Annotated in this window: 18 protein-coding genes, 5 tRNA genes and 2 other RNA genes; 17 read left to right on the plus strand and 8 right to left on the minus strand. The window is 35.2% G+C overall.

Annotation, left to right across the window (positions count from 1 at the left end; translation table 11 throughout):
- Nucleotides 1-162: 162 nt before the first annotated feature.
- Together HGJ18_RS11625 and HGJ18_RS11630 are read right to left on the minus strand one after the other, a co-directional pair.
- Entirely contained in the window at nt 163-681 is a 519-nt protein-coding gene (locus tag HGJ18_RS11625) for a methylated-DNA--[protein]-cysteine S-methyltransferase (RefSeq protein ID WP_253696671.1), read from the minus strand.
- 7 nt (nt 682-688) lie between these two features.
- Nucleotides 689-1,924 (minus strand): class I SAM-dependent methyltransferase, encoded by a 1,236-nt coding sequence (locus HGJ18_RS11630; RefSeq protein ID WP_253696673.1) that lies wholly within the window; start codon nt 1,922-1,924, stop codon nt 689-691.
- A 444-nt stretch (nt 1,925-2,368) separates the two neighbouring features.
- Here HGJ18_RS11630 and HGJ18_RS11635 point away from each other — a divergent pair, with 444 nt between their 5' ends.
- The 13 genes from HGJ18_RS11635 to ssrA all read left to right on the plus strand — a co-directional run bounded on the left by HGJ18_RS11635 (nt 2,369) and on the right by ssrA (nt 10,956).
- The gene (locus HGJ18_RS11635) at nt 2,369-4,048 is read left to right on the plus strand and encodes an ATP-binding cassette domain-containing protein (protein WP_253696674.1); all 1,680 of its coding nucleotides are present in this window, start codon (nt 2,369-2,371) and stop codon (nt 4,046-4,048) included.
- An 8-nt stretch (nt 4,049-4,056) separates the two neighbouring features.
- Nucleotides 4,057-5,619, plus strand: a complete 1,563-nt coding sequence (locus HGJ18_RS11640; protein ID WP_253696675.1) for an ATP-binding cassette domain-containing protein — start codon at nt 4,057-4,059, stop codon at nt 5,617-5,619.
- Between the two features lie 275 nt (nt 5,620-5,894).
- Nucleotides 5,895-5,979 (plus strand) — tRNA-Ser (locus HGJ18_RS11645).
- Between the two features lie 71 nt (nt 5,980-6,050).
- Nucleotides 6,051-6,137, plus strand: a tRNA-Ser gene (locus HGJ18_RS11650).
- Nucleotides 6,138-6,146: 9 nt separating this feature from the next.
- Nucleotides 6,147-6,220: transfer RNA gene (locus HGJ18_RS11655), tRNA-Arg, on the plus strand.
- 41 nt (nt 6,221-6,261) lie between these two features.
- Nucleotides 6,262-6,346 (plus strand) — tRNA-Ser (locus tag HGJ18_RS11660).
- Nucleotides 6,347-6,393: 47 nt separating this feature from the next.
- Nucleotides 6,394-6,480, plus strand: a tRNA-Ser gene (locus HGJ18_RS11665).
- An RNA gene (ffs, locus tag HGJ18_RS11670) (signal recognition particle sRNA small type) lies at nt 6,481-6,579 on the plus strand.
- Between the two features lie 49 nt (nt 6,580-6,628).
- Complete coding sequence (locus HGJ18_RS11675; protein ID WP_253696677.1) at nt 6,629-7,573, plus strand: cyclic di-GMP binding protein; 945 nt, start codon at nt 6,629-6,631, stop codon at nt 7,571-7,573.
- 44 nt (nt 7,574-7,617) lie between these two features.
- A complete protein-coding gene (locus tag HGJ18_RS11680) occupies nt 7,618-8,760 on the plus strand; it encodes a tetratricopeptide repeat protein (protein ID WP_253696678.1) in 1,143 nt (380 codons plus the stop codon).
- Nucleotides 8,761-8,842: 82 nt separating this feature from the next.
- Nucleotides 8,843-9,820 (plus strand): ABC transporter substrate-binding protein, encoded by a 978-nt coding sequence (locus HGJ18_RS11685; protein ID WP_253696680.1) that lies wholly within the window; start codon nt 8,843-8,845, stop codon nt 9,818-9,820.
- A complete protein-coding gene (locus HGJ18_RS11690) occupies nt 9,792-10,523 on the plus strand; it encodes an ABC transporter permease (RefSeq protein WP_253696681.1) in 732 nt (243 codons plus the stop codon). Before HGJ18_RS11685 ends, HGJ18_RS11690 begins: the two co-directional genes overlap by 29 nt.
- An 82-nt stretch (nt 10,524-10,605) precedes the next feature.
- Nucleotides 10,606-10,956: a transfer-messenger RNA gene (gene ssrA, locus HGJ18_RS11695) on the plus strand.
- 5 nt (nt 10,957-10,961) lie between these two features.
- Here ssrA and cobO read toward each other — a convergent pair.
- A complete protein-coding gene (gene cobO, locus HGJ18_RS11700) occupies nt 10,962-11,477 on the minus strand; it encodes a cob(I)yrinic acid a,c-diamide adenosyltransferase (protein WP_002666509.1) in 516 nt (171 codons plus the stop codon).
- A 69-nt stretch (nt 11,478-11,546) separates the two neighbouring features.
- Nucleotides 11,547-12,833 (minus strand): ArsB/NhaD family transporter, encoded by a 1,287-nt coding sequence (locus HGJ18_RS11705; protein WP_253696683.1) that lies wholly within the window; start codon nt 12,831-12,833, stop codon nt 11,547-11,549.
- 237 nt (nt 12,834-13,070) lie between these two features.
- Between HGJ18_RS11705 and HGJ18_RS11710 the strand changes: the two genes are divergently transcribed.
- The 3 genes from HGJ18_RS11710 to HGJ18_RS11720 are packed head-to-tail and all read left to right on the plus strand — an operon-like array spanning nt 13,071 to nt 14,919.
- On the plus strand, nt 13,071-13,667 hold the full coding sequence (locus tag HGJ18_RS11710) for a hypothetical protein (protein WP_253696684.1): 597 nt from the start codon (nt 13,071-13,073) through the stop codon (nt 13,665-13,667).
- A gap of 26 nt (nt 13,668-13,693) precedes the next feature.
- Complete coding sequence (locus tag HGJ18_RS11715; RefSeq protein WP_253696685.1) at nt 13,694-14,311, plus strand: ATP-binding cassette domain-containing protein; 618 nt, start codon at nt 13,694-13,696, stop codon at nt 14,309-14,311.
- Nucleotides 14,311-14,919, plus strand: a complete 609-nt coding sequence (locus HGJ18_RS11720) for a hypothetical protein (protein ID WP_253696687.1) — start codon at nt 14,311-14,313, stop codon at nt 14,917-14,919. Before HGJ18_RS11715 ends, HGJ18_RS11720 begins: the two co-directional genes overlap by 1 nt.
- A gap of 109 nt (nt 14,920-15,028) precedes the next feature.
- Here HGJ18_RS11720 and HGJ18_RS11725 read toward each other — a convergent pair whose 3' ends face one another.
- Together HGJ18_RS11725 and HGJ18_RS11730 are read right to left on the minus strand one after the other, a co-directional pair.
- On the minus strand, nt 15,029-16,189 hold the full coding sequence (locus tag HGJ18_RS11725) for a glycerate kinase family protein (protein WP_253696688.1): 1,161 nt from the start codon (nt 16,187-16,189) through the stop codon (nt 15,029-15,031).
- Between the two features lie 22 nt (nt 16,190-16,211).
- Complete coding sequence (locus HGJ18_RS11730) at nt 16,212-17,567, minus strand: GntP family permease (protein WP_253696690.1); 1,356 nt, start codon at nt 17,565-17,567, stop codon at nt 16,212-16,214.
- Nucleotides 17,568-17,751: 184 nt separating this feature from the next.
- On the opposite strand from HGJ18_RS11730, the gene HGJ18_RS11735 reads away from it, so the two are divergent.
- Nucleotides 17,752-19,548: a leucine-rich repeat domain-containing protein gene (locus tag HGJ18_RS11735; protein WP_253696691.1), complete on the plus strand. Its 1,797-nt coding sequence runs from the start codon at nt 17,752-17,754 to the stop codon at nt 19,546-19,548.
- A 12-nt stretch (nt 19,549-19,560) separates the two neighbouring features.
- On the opposite strand, the gene HGJ18_RS11740 is transcribed toward HGJ18_RS11735, so the two are convergent.
- Together HGJ18_RS11740 and gltX are read right to left on the minus strand one after the other, a co-directional pair.
- Nucleotides 19,561-20,625, minus strand: a complete 1,065-nt coding sequence (locus HGJ18_RS11740) for an adenylate/guanylate cyclase domain-containing protein (protein WP_253696692.1) — start codon at nt 20,623-20,625, stop codon at nt 19,561-19,563.
- Between the two features lie 55 nt (nt 20,626-20,680).
- Nucleotides 20,681-22,201, minus strand: coding sequence for a glutamate--tRNA ligase (gene gltX, locus HGJ18_RS11745; protein WP_253696693.1), 1,521 nt, complete (start codon nt 22,199-22,201; stop codon nt 20,681-20,683).
- Nucleotides 22,202-22,300 lie beyond the last annotated feature (99 nt).

A 22,300-nucleotide genomic window follows, 5' to 3' on the forward strand; every position in this document is an offset into this window, starting at 1 on the left:
CTTTTTATATCGATATCTTTTTTTTGAAAAAGGAAGAAAAAAGGTGATAAAACTCTAAAAAGTCCATCAAAAGGGTTGTTTTAGGCTTATTTTTGATTATTTTATAACTAAAAATGTTTCACGTGAAACATTGCTTTTATGCTTATTTTTAAGCTAAGTTTATCACAAGTTATCCACAAGCGGAATTAATTCGATTTGACACTCTTTTTGCTCAAGACTTAAAAGAAATCTTTTGCGATCCAAACCTGCGGAAAAACCGCCTAATTTTCCGCCTGTGCAGATTACCCTATGACATGGAATTATAATCGGGATAGGATTTTTTCCATTAGCGTTTCCTACGGCTCGGCAAGATTTAGGATTGTTTAAATTTTCTGCTATCTGTTTATAGGATAGAGTTTTTCCATAGGGAATTTTACAAAGCTCTTTCCACACGGATTTTTGAAAATCCGTACCTTCAGGAGAAAGTTGTATTGTAAATTCTTTTAAACTTCTTTCAAAGTATTTTTGTAATTCTTCTTTGGCTTGTTTGCATATTTTTACGGCCTTTGTAAAATTATCTTGAGTTTGTTCAGGTAGATTTGTAATGGAATCTTTTTTTATAAATCTTAATTCTTTTAGACCGGAGTTATCCGCAATAATTAGGATCTTTCCAATTGGACTATCAAAATGTTCGTATACCATAAAGACCTCAGCATTCATTTTCATTTAAAAGTTTTTCTAGACAAGGTTCAATTAAAAAAGCTTTTTTTATCTCTTTAAATTCTTTTTTTGCTTTTTCAATAAGTAGTGTTTTACTTTTTGCCTTATTATCAAGCTTTACTGCCTTGATTAAGATGTTTTTAGGTGTATGTTCAGTTTCAATAAATTCCTCAACGCTTACCTTATCCCCTTCCGATTCCAGTAATTTTCCTCTAATCGTATCCGTAAGTAAAGAAGCAAATTTTTCGGTAATAATGCCGTAATCAAGCATCGGAGATAGCGGCTTTATAACCTTATTTCTGTTTTTACGAATTTGAGTATTAAGCTCGTGTTGGCAGCATGGAACTGCGAATATTATTTTTGTGTTGCTTTTGACAGCCTTGGCTATAGCTAAATCCGTTGCCGTATCGCAGGCATGGAGGCTTATCACCATATCCGGCGGCGTATTAAGCTTAAATCGGCCTATATCTCCGACTTCAAAGATAAGATTGTCAAAACGGCATTCCCGGCTTAATTTATTACAAAAATCTATTACATCTTCTTTTAGATCCAAGCCCCATATCTTAACGGGTAAATTTTCAATTTCAGTTAAATAATAATAAAGGGCAAAACTTAAATAGGCCTTACCGCAGCCGAAATCCACAATCTGCAGCTCTTTCTTTTCTTTTAAAATATCTTTTAGTTCAGGTAAAACGGATTTTATAAATTCCAGATATTTATTTATCTGCCGGAATTTATGGTATTTGCTTTGAATAATCTTTCCGTCATCGGTAAAAAAATTAAGTTTTTTTAAAAAGAGCGGCATCTTGGAAGTGGTTAAAATATATTCTTTTTGCTTATTGTGTTCAAAACTTTCGTTTATCAATGCATTCCCTTTACTTAAAAGTTTTTCTTTTTTTATCGGTTTTGTCGTAAAATGAATAGCTCCTTTATTATTTTGCAAAAAAATAAGTTGATTATTTGAAGAGTTAAATTCTGCAATCTTAAATTCAAAAAAAAGACCTTCAAGTTCTTTCTGCAAATTTTGAGGTAAAAGATTTTTATGAAAAACCTTTGCGGCTTCAAAGATTTCTAATTGATATCGTTCTTGATTTTTTAACATTATTTTTCTTAATTTTATTTTTTGAATATGTGAATCTTTTTTTGCCGGCTTTGAAAAAAAACCTGAAATAATATTATGCTCAATGCAAAGTTCCGCTGCTTTTTCTATTGATACTGTATTCATACAATGCTCCGGTAATATCTTATCATAAAACCTTATGTGATACAAGAATGCAAAATGTTTCACGTGAAACATTTTATATTTTAATTATATAGATAAGTATACAACTGATATACTATTGATAAGTTTCAGAAGTATTTAGCTAAAAAAAACAAAATTTTTTCATATATCTTTAAAAGAAGAGTTAATATTTACGGAGAACCGTGTTATACTGTATTGTAATGATAGGCAAATACAGCAATAACAGTTACAGATACTCTCACCAAAAAAATGCGAGAAGTGAAGCAAAGCACTTGACACGAAGCAGTGTGCCTGACACAATTTTCTCACATAAAAAACGCATAAGGACCGTAGTACGCTTTTTTATATTACACCATTTAATATAACCGCTTTAATTTTTTTAAGAAAATAGATTTTGTTTATTGACTTTTTATGGGAGGTAAGTCTATGAAAAAGAATTATCCGTCTGATATTTTTAAGTTAAATAAGTATTTTTTACTTCTTTTAATTTTATTTGGTTGTGTAAATTTTTATTTTACGATTGTCTCTTCGAATATGATTTCAAAAATTGCGACTGAAGCAAGTTTAGGGAATCTGAAATTTTTGGAAGTTTTAAAAACAGCAGGAGTGATCTTAACTTTTTTTATATTTCAAATAGTTTTTAAGCTAATGCTGAATTCACGATTTTTTAAAAAATCTGCACTAAAAATGCAAAATAAAATTATACAGAAATATTTTAGTTTGCATTTTTCATTTTTTTATGAACACAACGCAGGGGATATTGTATCATCAATTTATCAGTTTTCTACTAGTTCCATATCGCATACGATTGCTTTTTTTGAAAATGTATCGCAAAGCTTATTAACTGCAATTATTCTTGCTTTTCTTTTTTATAAAAATTTTTGGCTCACTCTGCTATTTTTAGTTTTTTCAGTACCTTCAATCATTGTTCATCTTGTATATTTAAAAAAAATACAAAATATAAAAAGAAATGTAAATCAACTTTTTCCAAAAACTTTTAGAGAGTTAAAGGATGTTTTAGCAGGGTCGTTGGATATATCTACAAATAACATTTTTCCATTTTTTCAAAATAAATTTAAAACTGATTTTGATGATTTAACAATGAATGGTTTATATGCGGTTTCAAAAACTCAAAGATTACAACAACTTGTATTCGTAAACTCTCAGCGCATTATTCCGCTACTTGCTATATTAATTTATAGCTGTTTTAATAATGCAACAGATTCAAGCTTTTTTATTGGTTTTTATTTTTTAACACTTATGATACCAAATCTGTATAATCTTTTTTTGCTAAAGCAGATTTATAGAAATGTAAAAATTGCTCAAGAACCTCTTCAAGAGCTTTTTGAAACGCCTGATGAACAAACCGGAAATACACAATTTGAAATATTTAAGTACAAACTTACCGATTTTTCAGTTACGCTTAGAGAAAAGACATTGATTAATAAATTCAACTTAAATATACATGGTGGAGAAAAAGTGTTAATCATTGGAGGGAGTGGTACCGGTAAGTCTGTTTTATTAAATGCACTTATGAGTGTTGATTACCCGTATACAGGCTCGCTGACAATTGGTGGTGTAGACATGGCGGTCGTTGACTTACATGCAATGAGAAAACGCACCGGATATTGTGATGTAAAAGGTTATGTTATAAAAGGTTCTATTTTAGAAAACCTTCAATTCAATAATTCTCTTTCTGAAACTGAAATTAAAGGCCAATTAGAAAAAATGGGGATTTTAAAATATATGCCGCGGCTTGCAGATTTAAATAGTGTAATTAGCTCTGATGAAGTTTCTGATGGTGAATGCGAAGTGATTTCTGTTTTACGCTGTGTGTTTGCACAACCACAAGTTCTATTTTTAGATGAAGCAACTTCCGGAATGACTGAGGAAATTGAAAAAATTATTCTAACATATGCACAGCAAAAGGTAAAAGCAATTATTGCAATAAGTCATAACTATACAACGACAAAATATTTTAATAGGCTTATTTATTTAAAGGGAGACGCAATTGAGCTTGATATGCCAATGCAAGAAGCCTTGAATACTGATGAGGTAAAAGAATTTTATTCTCATCAAATAGACAATACAGAAAATGCAAAATAGGAGGGTCTATGAAAACAAACTATATTAGAAAATATAAAAAGTTATATTATAATGATAAGAAACTAATTGTACTGTGTATTTTTGTTATGCATATTTTATCAGCCATAGTTCTTGCAACAAATGCATTTGTATCGAGAATATTTACTAATCAAAATCAATTTATATATTTAGCATGTACTGCTATTACAATGTTTATATATTCAGCATTGACAATTAGTCTTAATTTATTGGGCGAAAAATATTTAATGTTTCAACCATTATCAAAAATTATGCAAAAGAGTTTCGAGAAATGTACCAATGATTCTTCGGTAATATTTGGAAACTCACAAGCCGGTAGCGGTATTTTTTCAATCATGAGTTTACCGCAAACTATTATTTCTTTCTATTTTGCAAGGATCAGTCTTTTTTCAAATATATTAATTTTTATAACGGTATCGACAATTCTTTTTTTATTTTCTCCATTTGCGTTATTTTTAGTTGTCATATCAATTGGATTAGACTTGTTTTTATTTATCTCGCGCAAAAAATTTGAAAGCTATAGACAAGAAATTGATGAGAATGGATTAGAATCACAAATTATAACCCAAGATGTTTTTGATGCAATTGTGTCTGTGAAACTAAATGCAGCAGATGAAGTTTGTGCCTGTCTTATTGATGAAAAAAATAGAAAAGAATTAAATGTCAGTGTAAAAATGTCTAACTTGGAAAAAGTAGTTAGTACGATAACTCAGTTAAAGTCATTAATAATGCAAATGCTCGGTGTTCTATTTTTATATTCATCTTCAGATTATATTTTAATTTCTGATATTGCAAATATTATGTTTGTAAGTTCAATAATATCTTCGGTCTCAAATAATATTATACATGGAATTATTGATATAAAAACTCTTTCACCCAGTGTTAGCCGGCATATTGATTTTTTAAATACAAAAAATAAAGCAGAGTACTCTTTAGAAAAAAAACAAATACATGATAATACAATTTTGGATTTGCAAAATATTCAATATAAAACGGCTGAGAAAACTATCTTTGATAATGCATGTTTAAAAATAGCAAAGGGTGAAAAGGTTGCTATTACAGGTCAAAATGGTTCCGGAAAATCTACCCTCTTAAAGATAATTGCTCATACATGTCCGGAGCTTGTTACAGTAGTGTGGAGTAAACCTCATCTATTCAATCTTTCTCTAAAAACAAATTTAACATTTAATAAAGATTTTGATATAAATAGAGAAAAGGTTGAAAAACTTTGTACTGAATTTGAATTAAACACTTTTTTTAATAGTCTGCCAAGTGGTTTTGATACAAAAATCGATATGAATCAAATGACCATTTCTGACGGTGAGAACATGCGCTTAGCACTCGTTCGTAGTCTTGTTTATAATTCTGAAGTTCCAATTATTCTCCTGGATGAATTTTCTCGTAGTGTTGATTCTGCAATAGAAACAAAAATCGTCAAACATCTTTTATCATATAAAGACTTGACTGTAATTGCAGTTACAAACAGAATGTCTACAGCTCAGTTGTTTGATAAAATTTATTGCATTGATCAGAATCAGATAAAGTTATGCTAATACAAATAGAGTTAATGGAATATGCCTAGTTAACTTGCTTTTGAGTAAAGCGATGGAAATAACGAACTTCATCCGACTGCGGAAACCTTACCGAAATAGGACCGTATAGTTTTTACAAATGTCCGAACTTAACAAATATGGACATATTCGGCTGTCCAAAGCTTACCAAAATAGATAACTCTGCTTTTTACTAATTAAAAATTGATTTCCGTGAAAACCGGATTTTACCTATTGACAAAAACTCTGTTTTTAGGTTAATATATACCCTACGTTTTGGAGCGATGGCCGAGCGGTTGAAGGCGGCGGTCTTGAAAACCGTTGTGCTGAGAGGTACCGGGGGTTCGAATCCCTCTCGCTCCGATAAGATTTATGATTGTTTAAAATCAATTGTAAGTTTTAATGTCTTGACCTATTGGTCCTGTACAAACTCTGGAGTGGTGCGAGAGCGGCCGAATCGGGCTCCCTGCTAAGGAGTTGTACCCTTACGGGTACCGGGGGTTCGAATCCCCCCTACTCCGAATAGTTTTGAGGCTATAGCTCAGCTGGATAGAGCGTCAGATTGCGGATCTGAAGGTCGGCAGTTCGAACCCGCCTAGCCTCGTTAATAGCCGGCTGAAGATTTCAACCGGCTTTTTTATTTTTGGAGAGATGCGAGAGCGGTCGAATCGGGCGGTCTCGAAAACCGTTGTACCGCAAGGTACCGGGGGTTCGAATCCCCCTCTCTCCGTTTTACGACGGAGAAAAGATTTAACTGTAAACGCATTCCTTATTTTTGGAGAGATGTCCGAGTGGTCGAAGGTACACGATTGGAAGTCGTGTGTGCCAGAGATGGTACCGAGGGTTCGAATCCCTCTCTCTCCGTCCCGGGGCCTATGCAAAAAAGGTTTTTCGAACCCCGTCAGATCCGGAAGGAAGCAGCGGTAGATTAATTCTTTTTGTGCCGTAGTGTTCCCGGGTTTTTTATTTTAGCCTTATTGACCTTTTAACAAATAACTATTATCATATAACCATGGCCTTTGCAGTAAGTCAGCAGTTAAACAGATATTACAACCTATATAAAAATATAGATGTAACTTTCTCAAAAGAAGTCGTTTCTACCCTTAATTTTGAGCCTAAGCAGGTTTTTGTACGTTGTTCCGGCGGACAATGGCCATGCATTATCAATTCGGCTTCTATGACAAAGGCTAAAATAATTTGCGGCAAAAAAAGCGGTTTTCTGGACAGATTGAGGAGCGGAGTAACATCCGTAAATATAAGATTTGCCTTTTTTGATACTGAAGGAAAAGATTCTCTTTCTTTTTTTGTTGCAGCTAAGTTGGTCGGTATTTCTTCTTATGAGGCCGGAAACCAAGATCTTGTTTTAATAACCTTCGAATATACCCAGAGAGCTCCTGATGATTTAATAGAAAAATTAGGCATCTTACTTGAAGCTAATATCAATTCGCAAAAACGTCAAAATGAGAGAATTGTTATTACTCCGGAGATAAGCAGAAAAATAGGTCTTGTAGAAAAAGGAACGGTTGTTTATATTGATGCTGTTCCCAGACGCTGTCTTATTAGGGACCTTTCTTTTTCGGGAGCTAAAATTCTTCTTGTCGGTATTGCGAATTTTTTAGTTAATAAAGAAATTGTTCTCCGTTTTGCTTTTGATGATCCGCAGTCTGTTTTTGGAATAAAGGGAAAAACTGTGAGGACCGAACCTGTTGAAGGCAGAAAAGACCTGGTTGCTCTTGCAGTTCAATATTATCCGAAGAGTATTCCAATGATGTATAAGATGTACTTAAATAAGTATTTTTCCGTTGTGCGTAAGCCCGCTTCGGATGGTTTTGGTGATGACTTCTTGGAAGATGTGGCGCCTGCTTCATCCTTTGCGCCTGTTTCTTCTCCAATCGGTACCAATACGGTACCTCTAACGCCGCCCCCGGCTCATTCTGCTCCGGAACAAATTTCTTAACAATGACCTGCTGAAATTTCAAATTATCATATTTAGGAGATAAAATGCAAAATCCTATCGATTCGCTTTTATATGTAAAAATATCGGCTGAACAAGCCGGCAAGCTTTTTGAAAATCTTGAGTCTTCAATTCCTCTTCCTATTCAATTATCCGAACCCGGCCAAAAAGAAGATTTTAAGGCCGAAGATATAACGCCGGAAATGATTTTAGCCGGAATGCTCACCGTTTTTGCCTATGATAGGGAAAATCCAAATATTCAGTATTACAGAAAAATATTCAATTTACTCCGTCCCGATATCCGTAAAGAAATGACTGAGGCTGCAATCATCAAAATCAAAAATAATGATTTTGATATGGCTGAAGAGATTTTACTTTCTCTTGAAGGTTTAAATCCGGATGACGGTATAACCAAATTAAACCTTGCTCTTTTGATGGAGGAACGTTCTCAATTCTGTGAGATGAGGGAACTTTTTGATGATGCTTTGAGCTTTAATAAAAGAGCTGAAGAGCTTTATTCAGAGCTTATACTTTTTGAGCCTCCATTGCCGGGCGTTTTTTTTAATGCTGCATATTTTTTTATAAAGCAGAAAAACTATATAAAAGCCAAATCCCTTTTAAAGACATATTTGGAAATAGAAAATGATTCTTCAGAAACAGCCGAATTCCGAAAAGCTAAGGCTTCCGAGTTGCTTAAAACTATTTCGGAACAAGCTCTTGACGATGAGCTTTTCCAAAAAGCCCATAAATATATTGATTTAGGCGAAGAAGAAAAAGCCGCCGAAAGTATAAAGCTTTTTTTACGAAAAAATCCTAAGGTTTGGAATGCTTGGTTTTTGTTGGGCTGGGCTTTAAGACGAATGGGCCGTTGGGAAGATGCCCGATCTTCTTTTTTAAAAACCATTGAACTTTTAGAAAATTCCGAAATTTCAGACAAGGAACCTCTTTGCGACGTTTACAATGAGCTTGCAATTTGTTTGATGGAATTAAAACTTTTTGATGAAGCTGAAAAACATCTTATAAATGCCTTGAGTTTAGATTCCGAGAATATAAAAATTATTTCCAATCTTGGCACCCTCGCTCTAAAACAGGGAAAACAAGAAGAAGCAGAAGCCTTTTTTAGAACTGTTTTAGAAATAAATCCTGACGATAAAATAGCTTTAAATGTTTTGGGTAAACCTCGGGCATAAGTTAAATCAGGTTAATCTCTTGACTTAAAAAGATTATTTATGGTATTCTTATCTGGCCGGAAAATCGGCATTGGAGGAAAGTATGAAAAAAATATATTCGAGTTTCTTTTTCTTGTTTGTTGGCCTTAGCTTACTATTTGCAGGCGGAACCAAGGAAAAATCCGCAAATGACAGCTTTAAAGTTAAGGTTGTATTACCCGCAGGAGCTCCTGCGGCAGCTCTTTCAAAACTTGTGTATGAAAAAACACAGTTTGATAATTCTGAAACGGAATATGAAGTTGTTTCAGGTCCGGAGCTTTTACAAGCGAGGGTTTTATCCGGGGAGGCCGATATTGCAGCCGTGCCTACCAATCTTGCATCGGTTTTATATTCCAAACAGAAAAATATAAAATTGTTGGCTCCCATTGTTTGGGGAAATCTTTACTTTATAAGTTCGGAGCCTGTTTCTTCGATAGCGGACTTAAAGGGCAAAACTATTTATTCTTTCGGAAGAAATAATACACCCGATTTGACAGCCCGCGAAGTGCTTAAGAAGAACGGTATTGATCCTGATAAGGATGTGAGTTTTGAGTATTTAAGTGCTGCCGGGGATATTCCCTCTGCTTTTATAAGCGGGAAAGCGAAGTATGCCCTTGCTGCAGAACCTTCTCTCAGTATGATTATGACAAAAAAGCCCAATACTAAAATTGTTGTCGATATTCAGGAGGAATGGAAAAAAGCCTTTGAAGGAGCATCTTATCCTCAAGCTTCTTTAATTGTAAACGCCGAATTTTTACAAAAACATCCCGAATATGTAAGTGCTTTTTTAGATAAGGCTAAAGAGTCTTCAGGATGGGTAAAGGAGAACCCTCAAAAGGCTGCCGAGTATGCTTCCAAAATTGCTGCATTGCCTCCTCCTCCCATTTTATCCAAGGCTATTCCTAAGTTGAACATAGTCTTTGTTGAGGCTGAAAAAGCAAGACCTGCTGTAGAAGCTTATTTGAAGGTTTTGGCTGAAGCCGATCCTAAATTTATAGGCGGAAGTTTGCCTGATGATGCTTTCTACTATAAAGCAAAATAAGTTTAAAATAGGCGGGGCTTTTTTTTGCCTTATCCTTTGGGAAATATTTGCCCAAGGCTTAAAAGCTCCGCTTATTATCCCCTCTATAAAAGAAATATTATCAGCTCTTTTTGTTATTATAAAAACTCTGGAAACTTATGTTTTTATTTTAAGCAGCCTTATCAGGATTTTTATAACATTGGCTATAGATTCCTTTATTGCATTTCTTTTAGGTATAGCTTCCGGTTTAAATAAAAATGTTGAAGATTTTTTATCGGCTCCCGAAAATATTTTAAAATCCAGCCCTACAATATCCGTTTTGCTTTTAGCCTTAATTTGGTTTAAATCGAATATGACGCCCATCTTTGTAACAAGTTTGATTGTTCTTCCTCTTCTGTATAGAAACATTGTAGACGGAGTAAAAAACATAGATAAAGGTCTGATAGAAATGTCTTACGATTTTAATGTTCCTTTTGGTAAAAGATTAAAAAGTTTATACCTTCCCTGCATAAGACCTTTTTTGAAGAACGGTTATATTTTAAGTACGGGCTTTGCCGTGAAGGTTGTTATAATGGCAGAGGTCTTAAGCCAGCCGAAATACGGCATAGGCTCTGCTTTTCAAACAGCTAAGATTCAGATTGAAACCGCCTCTATCTTTGCATGGACGGGAATAGCCGTCTTACTTGCCGCCTTCTTACAAAAGGGAGTAAAAAAAATTTTATAGTATAATGTTTCGATTTTAGTTTTCTGTATTCTTGACTTTTTCATATAAATTTAATATAAATATAGTAATCTATTTACAGCTTGGGGATGTTCCGGTTTCGACCGGAAAGACGGAGGCTTAAGCTGCAGGCGGAGTGCCGATCTCCTGATTCGGCAAACACTATAACTGCCGAAAATAACGACAGTTTCGATTACGCCTTAGCTGCATAATCGCGGAATCTGCTTTGCACTGCTCCGAGCGGGGCATGATTCCGACGCCAATCGGGGCTTGCTTTTTAGCGGTGTGTAAACGTTAAAAGGGACTTTTTTTACACTAAGGATTCGACGCTTTCGGTGCTGCTACCGGATCCCTACAACCACCTCGCACCGATAAGCCTGTAGACGCTTCTGATTCCCTTTTCGGGACGGGGGTTCAATTCCCCCCATCTCCATCAGCTTTTTAAGATTCTATACCACGCCTTGCCTGTACACCGTCGTTAAAATAGTGCTTTATCATCTTCATTTCGGTTACAAGGTCGGCCGCTTCAATTATTTTTTTATTTGCATAGCGGCCGGTTAAGACGAGTTCTACGGATTCGGGCTTGTTTTTGATAATATGCAGGATGCGTTCAATATCAAAAAGACCGTATAAAAGAGCAACATTTACTTCTTCCATAATTACAACATCGTACTCGCCCGACATAATTATCTTTTCAATCTTATCCAAGCCTTCATTTGCTCTTTGAATATCCTTTTCCGTAGGATCATTATGAACAAAGTGAGCTTCTCCGTATTGTTCTATTGTAAGATTGGGTAGATACTCAGGGGCTTTTAGCTCGCTGTAATTCATTCCCTTTAAAAATTGACCTATATAAACCTTGTATCCGGCACACACGGCTCTAAGAGCAAGCCCGAAAGCCGCTGTCGTTTTTCCCTTACCGTCTCCGGTATAAACTTGGACATAACCTTTTTTCATATTTCCCTCCAGAAAAATTAAGCAAATTTGCTATGCCTTGATTATACCAGCTTTTTGTTAAAGATACAATTACACGCCGTAACAAAGCCAAATAAGAATATAACCCATTACAACTGCAGTAAGGGTGTAAGGAACGCTCATCTTCATAAATTCGATGTTTTTTACCTGATGGCCTTCGTTTCTTAAAATACCGAGAGATGTAATATTTGCAGAAGCCCCAATTGGGGTAATGTTTCCGCCGAGAGTTGCTCCTGAAAGAAGTCCGAAAAACAAAATGGGTGAAGCTATATTAAGGCCTTCCGAAAGTATTTGTATAATAGGTATCATGGCAGCAACATATGGAATATTATCTACAAATGCAGAAATTAAAATCGAACCCCAAACTATTATTGTGTAAATAAAAAATACATTTGAGCCGAGGGTTAAAAACCAGTCCGCAATGGCCTGTATAACTCCGGCCCTTGTAACGGCTGCAATAACAGTAAAAAGCCCCATTAACAAAAAGAGGGTTTCAAAACTGAGTTCTTTTTTTACGACTTTTAAAATATCAAGTTTTTTTGTTTTTATGATGTTATAGATAATACCTACGATCATAAGGCCTGTACAAATTAACCCGTTTATTGTTTGGGGCTTTTTTTCCTCCGGTAAAAATGAGGCTCCAATCATAAGTATGACCATTACTATAAGCAAAATTGAAGGAAAATAATCCGTTACCTTGGTAAGTTCAACCTTATCCGGCTTTTGGACGGCTTTGCGGAAAATAAAATAGATAATTCCGGTGGCGGCAACAGCTGCAATTTCGACGGCAAAGAAAAGAGAGGGTTTTCCCAAATACCAAAAAAAGTCAAAGAAGGTCATGTTTAAATGGCTTCCTAAAAGAATTGAGGTAGTGTCTCCTACCAAGGTTGCTGCTCCTTGAAGGTTTGCCGAAATCGAAATAGCAATTATGGGTTTTACAGGCGACATGTTGAGCTTTTTCGATAATACAACAGCAATGGGTGCCAGCATTAAGACTGTGGCAACATTATCCATAAAGGCTGAAATAAAACCCGCAAAGAGGGATAGACATACTATAATCCATTTTACATCGGGTACATTGTTTATAATCTTATCTGCAATGCGTTGCGGCATTTTAGATTCGGTAAAGAGGGCAACCAAACCCATTGTTCCTGCAATCATTAAAATAACATTCCAGTCAATGGCAAAAAAAACTTCATTATAGGGAAGTATCCCTAAAAGTATGAAGATTAGGGCCGATGAACAGGCAACTATGGGCCTGTGGTTTGTAAGGGTAATCATCAAAACATAGGTTAATCCGAATAAGACGGCCGCTAAAATGAGAGGATCTGTAACCATGGTAATCTCCTAAAGGGTAAATTTTTACACTAAATGAGAAAATTTGTCAACATAGGGATTTAACTTAAGACTATTTAACTTAAGACAATGCCGCTTTATTGACAATACTTAAACATTTTAGTAAAATAATGAAAATTTATTTTAAATCAAGGAGGAATTGAATCATGAGAAGCTATATCAGGTTAAATTCAATTATTGATATAGGGGTATAAATTATTATTTAAGGATAATTTACTTATGTTAAAAAGATTAAAAATATTGTTAAAAAAAGAACTATATGAATTTAGGTTTAATTATAAGGCTTGGTTTCTTGGTTTTTTGTCTGTTTTAGCCGTTTATGTTCCCACAAGTTGGAAAAAAGAAGCTCCTGTTTTTTTGCTTTTCCTTTGGCTTTTAATTTCGGTCGGGCAATATGTTTATGAGTCATATTATACCGAAACAAATTGCGGCGCTTGGATATTTATACATAATATGAAATTTAGTTTTTTTGAACTGTTTTTTGTGAAATTTTTGTGCTCACTTATGATTGTTACAGTAATTATGATTATTGATATACCCAATTTGATTGGTAAGATTTGGATAAGTGATTTTTTTGTTATTTTTCTTTTAACTATTATAGAAATTGAAATTACTCAACTGAGTGTAATGTTTTCAAAAGGATCGGAAGATACATCATCGACAATTGCTACTATTTTAAGTGTAGTGCTGCTTTTTGCCGCATTTTCCATTCAAAGTGCATTCTTACGTATATCCTTACTTGTATTATTGGCTTTTTTATTTGGGTATTTATGTAATGCAGTTTCAAAAACAATCAAATATCGAAGTCAATTGTAAGGCAGAATAAACTTTAGGAGTATAATATGAAGTATGATATAACATTTGGATATAAAAAGAATAATTTAATCTTTGATAACTTTCATTTGGAAATTCCCGATGATAAGATAACTATTTTATGCGGACATAACGGTGCAGGAAAGACAACTCTTCTTAAAATTATTGCAGGAATTTTACCTAGTAATATAAATAATGCAGAAGGTTGGTTTGTTCCTTTAAATGGGGGCTTAATAAGGCACTTTTCGCTTGAAGACCATATTAAAATACTGGGGAAAAATACCTCTCTTTTATATGATGAAGCTTTTGAAATCTTTTCTGCTCAATCTTTTAGTAAAAAAAGAATTTCAAAATTATCGGCAGGACAAACTATTATGGCTGCTCTATTAGTGGCTTTTGCTTGTAATGAGAATTTGCTTTTATTGGATGAACCATATTCTTCTCTTGATCCGACAAATGCCGAAAATTTAACAAAGTTATTAAAAAAACGAAAAGGAACAACAATTTTGACAAGTCATGATTTATTTTTAACTTCAGAAACCAGCCATAATATTCAGTTTTTAAAAGACGGCAAAATTTCGTGGGTAAATGGTGATGAAAATATTACTGTAGACTTTCTTCGCGAGAAATACAAGGAACAGGCATAGTGAAAGATTTATTTTTTTCTTTATTGAAGAAAGAATTTTTTGAATTGATACAAAATAAGAAATTTTTAGTTTTTGCCTTTATAGTTGTTTGTATATCTGTTGTTTTGAATTTTTTTGAAAAATCATTTTCGGATATTGTTTATTTAATGGTTATTATGCTTTTAGTAACCGAATATGCTTTTGACTCATGTTATAATGATATTAAGTCAGGTGCCGCATTTTTCTATTTAAATATAAAATGTAGTACAATTTATATAGTGTATGCTAAAATTATTTATTCTGTTTTTTTAGCTATCGTTATTTTTGAATTATATCTATTGTTTGTATTTCAGGATTTTTCTAATGCTGATTTGCTTTGGTTTATTCCGGCAATTATTTTTAATACAGGTCTTATATATAATGTATCTATCTTAGCAAAAAGATCCGACTTGTTGACTTCATCAATTGTTATGAGTGTAAGTTTTTTTGTTATAGAAACTCTTTTTCTTTTATCCTATTTTTTTATTAGGTTTTTAATTTTGATTATTCTTTCGCTTATAACACTTACATTTGCCTCTAAACTTTCAAAAACTATAAACTATAGAGCAGAAATTTCTACAAATCGGTAATTTTTTTATACCTTCATCGTTGCTGATATGTCGATATAAGCAAATCCTAAAATCTCCTTCAAAGTCAATTAACTCAAGCAGTTTTATTCTACCTTTTTTTATGAGAATATCATTTTAATGTTTTTATTAGGCGCAAGATATCCTTCATTGTTGAGGTCAAATCCGTTTCGGCTGTTTTTTTTGCTTGGCTGAAAGGTACGGCAAGACGGTTTATACTGAATACGGCGGAAACTCCCATTTTATAAATATCGTCTATACCCTCTTCTGCATCGCCTACGACAGCTATTACCGGCACATTTTTCTTTTTGGCTCTTTGGGCAACGCCTGCAATAACCTTTCCTCTTAAACTTTGACTATCCAATTTACCTTCTCCGGTAAAAACAAAATCGGTATTATCCAGCTTTTTTTCAAAGTCAACCGTATCAAGAACAATTTCAATACCCATTTTTAACTCGGAACCTAAAAAGACGAGAGTTCCGTAGCCCATACCTCCTGCAGCCCCTGCACCGGGGATTTCGGCCGTTTTAGAACCGGAATTGAGGGATTCGGTTTTCCTTGCGACCAAGGCCAGATGTTTTAGTCCTTGATCTAGTTCTTCAACCATGCCGGGGTCTGCACCTTTTTGCGGAGCAAAGATGTAGGCTGCTCCGGTTTTTCCGAAAAGGGGATTATCTATATCGCACATAGTCGTAAACTTTGCTTTTTTTACAAGTGGGTTTAGGCCTGTCATATCTATGCGTTTAATATTTTTTAAAGTTCCGCCAGCCGGAATAAAACTTTTTCCTTCCTTATCAAAAAACTTAATTCCCAAGGCTGCTGCAGCTCCGCAGCCGCCGTCGTTTGTCGCACTTCCGCCCAAACCGATTATAATATTTGTACATCCGTTTTTAAGGGCATCGGCGATGAGTTCACCAACTCCATAGGTAGTGGTAAGAGATGGGTTAAGCCTTCCCAACGCAAGAGGGAGCCCCGCACAGGCGGCCATTTCAATTACGGCAGTCTTTTCGGCATTCGGATCTTCATTTTTTAAAATACCGTAAAAGCCTTCCATTTCTTCAAAAAAAGGATTTTTGACTTTAACCGTTTTTTTTATGCCGCCTACAGCTTCTAAAAAGGCGTCGACACTGCCCTCCCCGCCGTCTGCGACAGGGATTGAAAGAGTTTGAGCTTCAGGGAAAATTTCTTTTATCGCATTTTTCATCAAAGTGCATATTCGAGCCGAGCTCATTGTTCCCTTAAAGGAATCGGGGATAAGCAGTATCTTTTTCATCTTTAACCTCTTTTAAATAGTTCTATAAAAATAAGGATATGATAAATATGCCTATAATTGCGGCAATACCGATTACAAGGGTCATAAGGGTTTGCGTCTTGTATCCGTCCTCAGCCTTTAAACCGCCGAAGGTAGTGACTACCCAGAAATAACTGTCGTTTGCATGAGAAACGGTCATTGCTCCTGCTCCGATTGCCATAACGGTTAAGGCCGATAAGGGAACGGTAGCAAGGCCCAGGGGAGCCATAAGAGGAGCAAGGATTCCTGCAGTAGTTGTAATTGCAACCGTCGATGAACCTTGCGCAGATTTTAAAATAGCAGCCAAGAGGAATGGGAAGAAAATGCCGACGGTTTTTAAAACTGCAGCATGTTCAGTAATATAACCTACTAAGCTTGATGAAGCTATAACCTTGCCTAAAACACCGCCTGCAGCAGTTACAAAGAGAATGGGGCCTACAACCTTTAAGGTTTCATTTGTGAGAATATAAAAGTCCTCTGTCTTTTTTTGGCTTGCAAAAAGAATGACACCGAAAAGCAGACCTACCGCTAAGGCTATAATTGGAGCTCCGAGGAATTTTAAGATATCGGCACCGGTACCGCTCATATTTGCCATAGAAGCAACTGAAGAAATAGCCATGAGGAGGATCGGAACAATAATAGGAGCTATGGCACTAAAACCGTTTGGAAGAGTTCCGTAACTTGCAACCAGTTCTTCATAGGATTGTGAAACCTCATCTGTAGAGCTGTCTTCTGAAGCCTTTACCTTAGTTCCTATATATCTTGCAAAAAAATAACCTGCAATGAGGGGAAAAATAGAAGCTAGGGCTCCCATACCGATTACTAAAAGCAGGTTGTTTCCTATACCGAGAGAGCTTGCAGCTGCAATGGGCCCCGGTGTAGGCGGAATAAATACGTGAGAAATATACAAACCTGCTGAGAGGGCTACAGTCATCGCAACGCTCGAAATTCTTGTTCTTTGAACAAGAGCCTTTCGTATCGGGTTTAGAATAACAAAACCGCTGTCACAAAATACGGGAATTGAAACTATCCAGCCCATAATCAGCATAGCAAGTTCAGGATGCTTTTTACCTACAACCTTGATAACCATATCGGAGAGCTTTAGGGCTGCTCCTGTTTTTTCAAGGATTGTTCCGATTAGGGCACCAAGAATAATAACAATACCGATACTTGTAAAAGTTCCGCTAAAACCGGCTCCTATTGTGCCGGGAATCTTTACCAACGGTATTCCTGCGGCCAGAGCCAAAAGGAGTGAAACTCCCATAATCGATAAAAAGGGATGAATTTTCAGCTTTGAAATAGCGAAAATCATAAGAGCAATAGCAATAACAAATGTAATAATAAGTGCTATACCTTGCATATAAACCTCCGGACATTTAATGAATGTAAGAAGGATTATATCATATAAATGTTTATAATGCAAATTTAAATATGGTAAAGGCATTCAGTTTTATGTTCCAAGTTGATAAAGTCTTGACATCATTTTGAAAAACCGTCATCATGGCCTTATCATGTTTAATTATTTTAATGAGAGGTTTTGTTTTATGGGTATAAAAAAACTAAAGAAGATTATAATTTTTATGAGCTTTATTTTTCTTGCTGCGGCTTGTTCGGATAATAAGCCGGAGAAAGAACAAGATATAAAAACTGTTGACAGCAAAAACGATGTTAAAGAAGAAGAACCCATAAATTTGCCTAATACGGAATCTATAAGCTTGATCACGGCAAAGTCGAAGGGTGAAAAAATAAAACTTAGGGTTGAAAGAGTTGTTTCCAATCGTGAGCCTATATGGATCGATTTAAATTCAAATAAAAAAATGGATGAAAATGAAGATATAACGTCATTTGTTGTACAGGACATGTCCGCTTATCGCGATTATATTATTGATAGTGATGTTATAACTATATACGGCAAAATAAATAGGTTTTTTTGTGATGGAAACCGTATAACAAGTATTGATTTAGCTAATAATCCTTCATTAACACATCTTTCTTGTTCCGATAATAACCTTCAAGACTTATCTCTTATAAATAACAGGAATCTGGTATATTTATCTTGCGGTAAAAATAATTTGACTTCTATAGACTTTAGCCGGAATTTCGATTTAACAGAGATTTTTTGTGATGAAAATCTAATCAGAGAACTCGATGTTTCTCATATTAAGGGGTTAAGAACTTTAGAAGCTCAAAAAAATAAATTAAAATTTCTTGATATGTCGAAAAATACTTCTCTTATAACTTTATATTGCTATGAAAATGAGCTGACATATTTAAATACGGATAATTGTAAAAATTTAAAATTTCTTGCTTGTTCCGAAAATGCTCTTACATCCATAGATATAAGTTCAAATCCTATTTTGCGTAAATTATGGTGTGCAAATAATAAACTTAAAAATATCGATTTATCGAAAAATGTGAACCTTACATTTCTTGTGCTGAATAATAACTTATTATCGGAATTGGATATAAGCAATAATCCCGGCTTAAAAGAGTTTTGGTGCTATAAAAATAATCTATCCAATTTATCTTTAGATGGTCATGAGAATCTTGAAATATTATCTTGTTATGATAATCAACTGAATTCGCTTGATATTTCTCATCTTACGGAATTACAAGAATGCTATTGTTACAATACAAATATAAACGAGCTGGATGTATCTAAAAATAATAAGTTGATAAGATTGTCTTGCGGCAAAAATAATCTTTCTCAAATAAACTGTTCTAATCTTAAAGATCTTGAGTTTCTTTATGTATCGGAAAACAGCCTTTCAGCTTTGGATATAACGCAGAATTTAAATCTTACGGAGCTTGATTGTGGAGGAAATATGTTGACAGAATTGAATATAAACAGTAATAGAAAACTAAAAGAATTATATTGCAGAAATAATAAACTAAAGGCTCTTAATACATCTAATAATGTAAAATTAATTTATCTATACTGTAAACAAAATGAAATTACAGATATCGATCTTACAAAAAATACGGAATTACAGTTTTTGTCTGTAAGCGAAAACCGTTTAAAATTTTTGAATTTACGAAATAATGTAAAATTGGAAAAGCTATGGTGTTACGATAACTTACTCATGGGGCTTAGTGTTTTAAATAATAAGAATATAAAACTTATATCTTGTTATAATAACCAAATAAAAGAAAAAGAGATGGATAGGCTCATAAAGTCTTTGCCAACCTGTCCAAGCGAAGAAAGTGGAAGATTCTACGTAGTCGATAGACGGGAAAATAGTACAGATAATAATATCTGTACTATTCAGCAGGTTAATGATGCAAAGAAAAAACATTGGAATGTTCTAAAATCCGATAGCGGCGAATTTACGGGCCATTAAAAATTTTATAGGCTAATCTTTAACCTTTATGTGGTAAATCGTCGATTCTTCTTTTATTCCCTTAAAAGCAATACGTTGGCGCTGAACTTTGTTTGTGATTGCGGCTATGGATTTTTGTATTTCGTTATTGTTAAAAAGTTCTTCTGAAATTACTACCTCATTCGGTTGAGCTGCATTTTGGATGCGAGCCGCCATATTTACGCTTGTACCGAAGTAGTCTAAGCGGTTGTTTAAGGTAACGACCAGAGCGGGGCCTGCATGAATACCGATTTTCACTTCAATTCTTTCAATTTCAGAATTGTTTTTATAGTGCTCGTGCAATTCTTTTTGAGCCTCAATACTTGCATCTACGGCTTTCTTAGAGTTCATAAAAACGCCCATAATAGCGTCTCCTATGGTTTTTACAGGAACGCCTCCGAACTTTTTTATTACATCAAATAGAATTATAAAATGATCTCTGACAAGGGCAAAGGCCTTTGCATCTCCTAACTCAGAATACATAAGGGTTGAGCCCTTAATATCCGTAAAGAGAATTGCAGCTTTCATTACTTGGAGGGATTGCCCCGGTATTAAAACATCCGATCCCATGAGGTCCCTGTAAAGGTTGTTTTGAATTAAATCGATTCCCTTTATGGAATTAGGTGTTTTCCAAGTAAGATAGTTTCCTTCATTTACATCAGTTTCTATTTTTGCAAGATAGTTTTCCTTCAATGAAGAATCCAAGGGTAGTATATTCGGGTGAATGGAGAAGAAAACTTCAATATTGTCGTCTAAGGTATTGTTAAAGTTTTTTTGGCAAGCCGGACAATAGTTTTCTGAAACGGCTTCATGTATTGAAAGGGTTTCATAAGCTACACTTCCGCAGGTCGGGCAATGATATATCCAGTCGATTATAAAAAAACCGTCATATACGCCTTGGATAAAAATATTTAAGGCTGTTTCTCTGCTTAGACTTAATTCTCCTGCAAGACCATACACATCTATGTGAAATAATTTTCCTTCTTGCAGTGCCGATAAGGATGCCGCAATTTTATCTGCTGCTTCTTGATTTTGATTATATTGTAAATTTAAATTCATAAAATAACTCCGAAGATTGAACCCGGAGTTATTATAAAAGTTACAAATTCGATATTTAAAAGCGCTCCGCTATAGCTTTTTCGATGCGTTTAATAGCTTTTTCTATCCCTAAAATTTGGATTGAGCCTACAAGGGGCGGGCTTATTCTGCTGCCGGTAACGGTCATTCTGACAGGCATCATAAAGTCTCCCATCTTAATACCCATAGCATCTGCTTCCGCCCTAAAGACTTCTCCGCCTGCATGGTCGTCAAGGCCTGCAATTTTAGGCATTACTTCGATTGCCTTTTGGAGAACTTTTTTTGTAGTTTCGGCATCAAGTTTTTTCGGTATTATTTCTTCTGCCGGAGGAACTGCCGGTTCTTCAAAGAGAAAGCGAACCATTTCGGTTATTTCGCTTAAAAGGTGAAGTCTCTCTTTTACCAAAGGCATCACCTTCATTAAAACTTCTTTTTGTTCTTGAGTCGGCTTTAAATAGGTTTGATTTTCAAAGCGGCATCCGGCTTTTTTCAGCTCTTCTTCATTTATCTTTCCGAAAAGTCCTGAATTTGCAATATAGGGCCATGTAAGAGCAAAGAGTTCTTCATCGGTTTTTTCCCGCATATATTGGCCGTTAAACCACTCCAGCTTTTTATAGTCAAATACGGCCGGGGCTTTGTTTAAGTGCTTAATGTCAAAGAGTTTTTCCAAGTCCGAAAGGCTGTACATATCACGGCCGTCTTCATAAGAACAGCCAAGCATAGCAACATAATTGATAATGGCTTCCTTTAGGTAGCCCTTGTTTCTGAATTCGTTGCAGCTGGTGGCTCCGTGCCGTTTTGAAAGCTTTTGTCCGTCATTTCCCATAACCATGGGCAGGTGGCAAAATTGGGGTGGTTCCCAGCCGAAGGCCTTGTACATTATAACATGCATGGGGGTGGATGGGAGCCATTCTTGGGCACGCATAACGTGGGTTATGCCCATGAGGTGGTCATCTACGATGTTCGCCAAGTGATATGTCGGAAACCCGTCGCTTTTTAAAAGGATTTGGTCGGGGTTTATATCTTCATTTTTCCATTCAATATCGCCTAAAAGGGCATCTGTAAATTTGGTGCTGCCTTCAAGCGGAACCTTTAAGCGGATAACATAGGGAATACCTTCGTCCATTTTAGTCTTTATTTCTTCATCGGTTAAATTGCGGCATGCCCTGTCATAGCCCGGAGGCATCTTATTCATTGTTTGAATTTTTCGAATCCTGTCCAGCCTTTCCGAATCGCAAAAGCAATAGTAAGCAAATCCCTTATCGACAAGTTCTTGGGCATATTTTCGGTAAATATCGAACCTTTGAGACTGAATATAGGGTGCACAGGGGCCTCCCTTTGGTCCGCCTTCATCCCATTCAAGGCCGAGCCATTCAAGGGTATCATAAAGGTTCTGTTCATATTCTTCGCTGTATCTTGTTCTGTCGGTATCTTCAATACGCAAAACGAATTTTCCGCCTTTTGAGCGGGCAAAAAGATAATTAAACAAGGCTGTACGGACTCCGCCTATGTGCTGAAAGCCGGTGGGAGAAGGAGCATATCTGACTTTAACTTGCATAGTTACAAAACCTCCTAACTGTTATAGATAATGTCAAGTTCATTAAGGGGCTTATTATACATTTTTTTAGGCTTAGGTGCAAGGCTAAATTAAAGCTTA

Source organism: Treponema denticola (genome assembly GCF_024181405.1).
In the GTDB taxonomy this organism is placed as follows: Bacteria; Spirochaetota; Spirochaetia; order Treponematales; family Treponemataceae; genus Treponema_B; species Treponema_B denticola_D.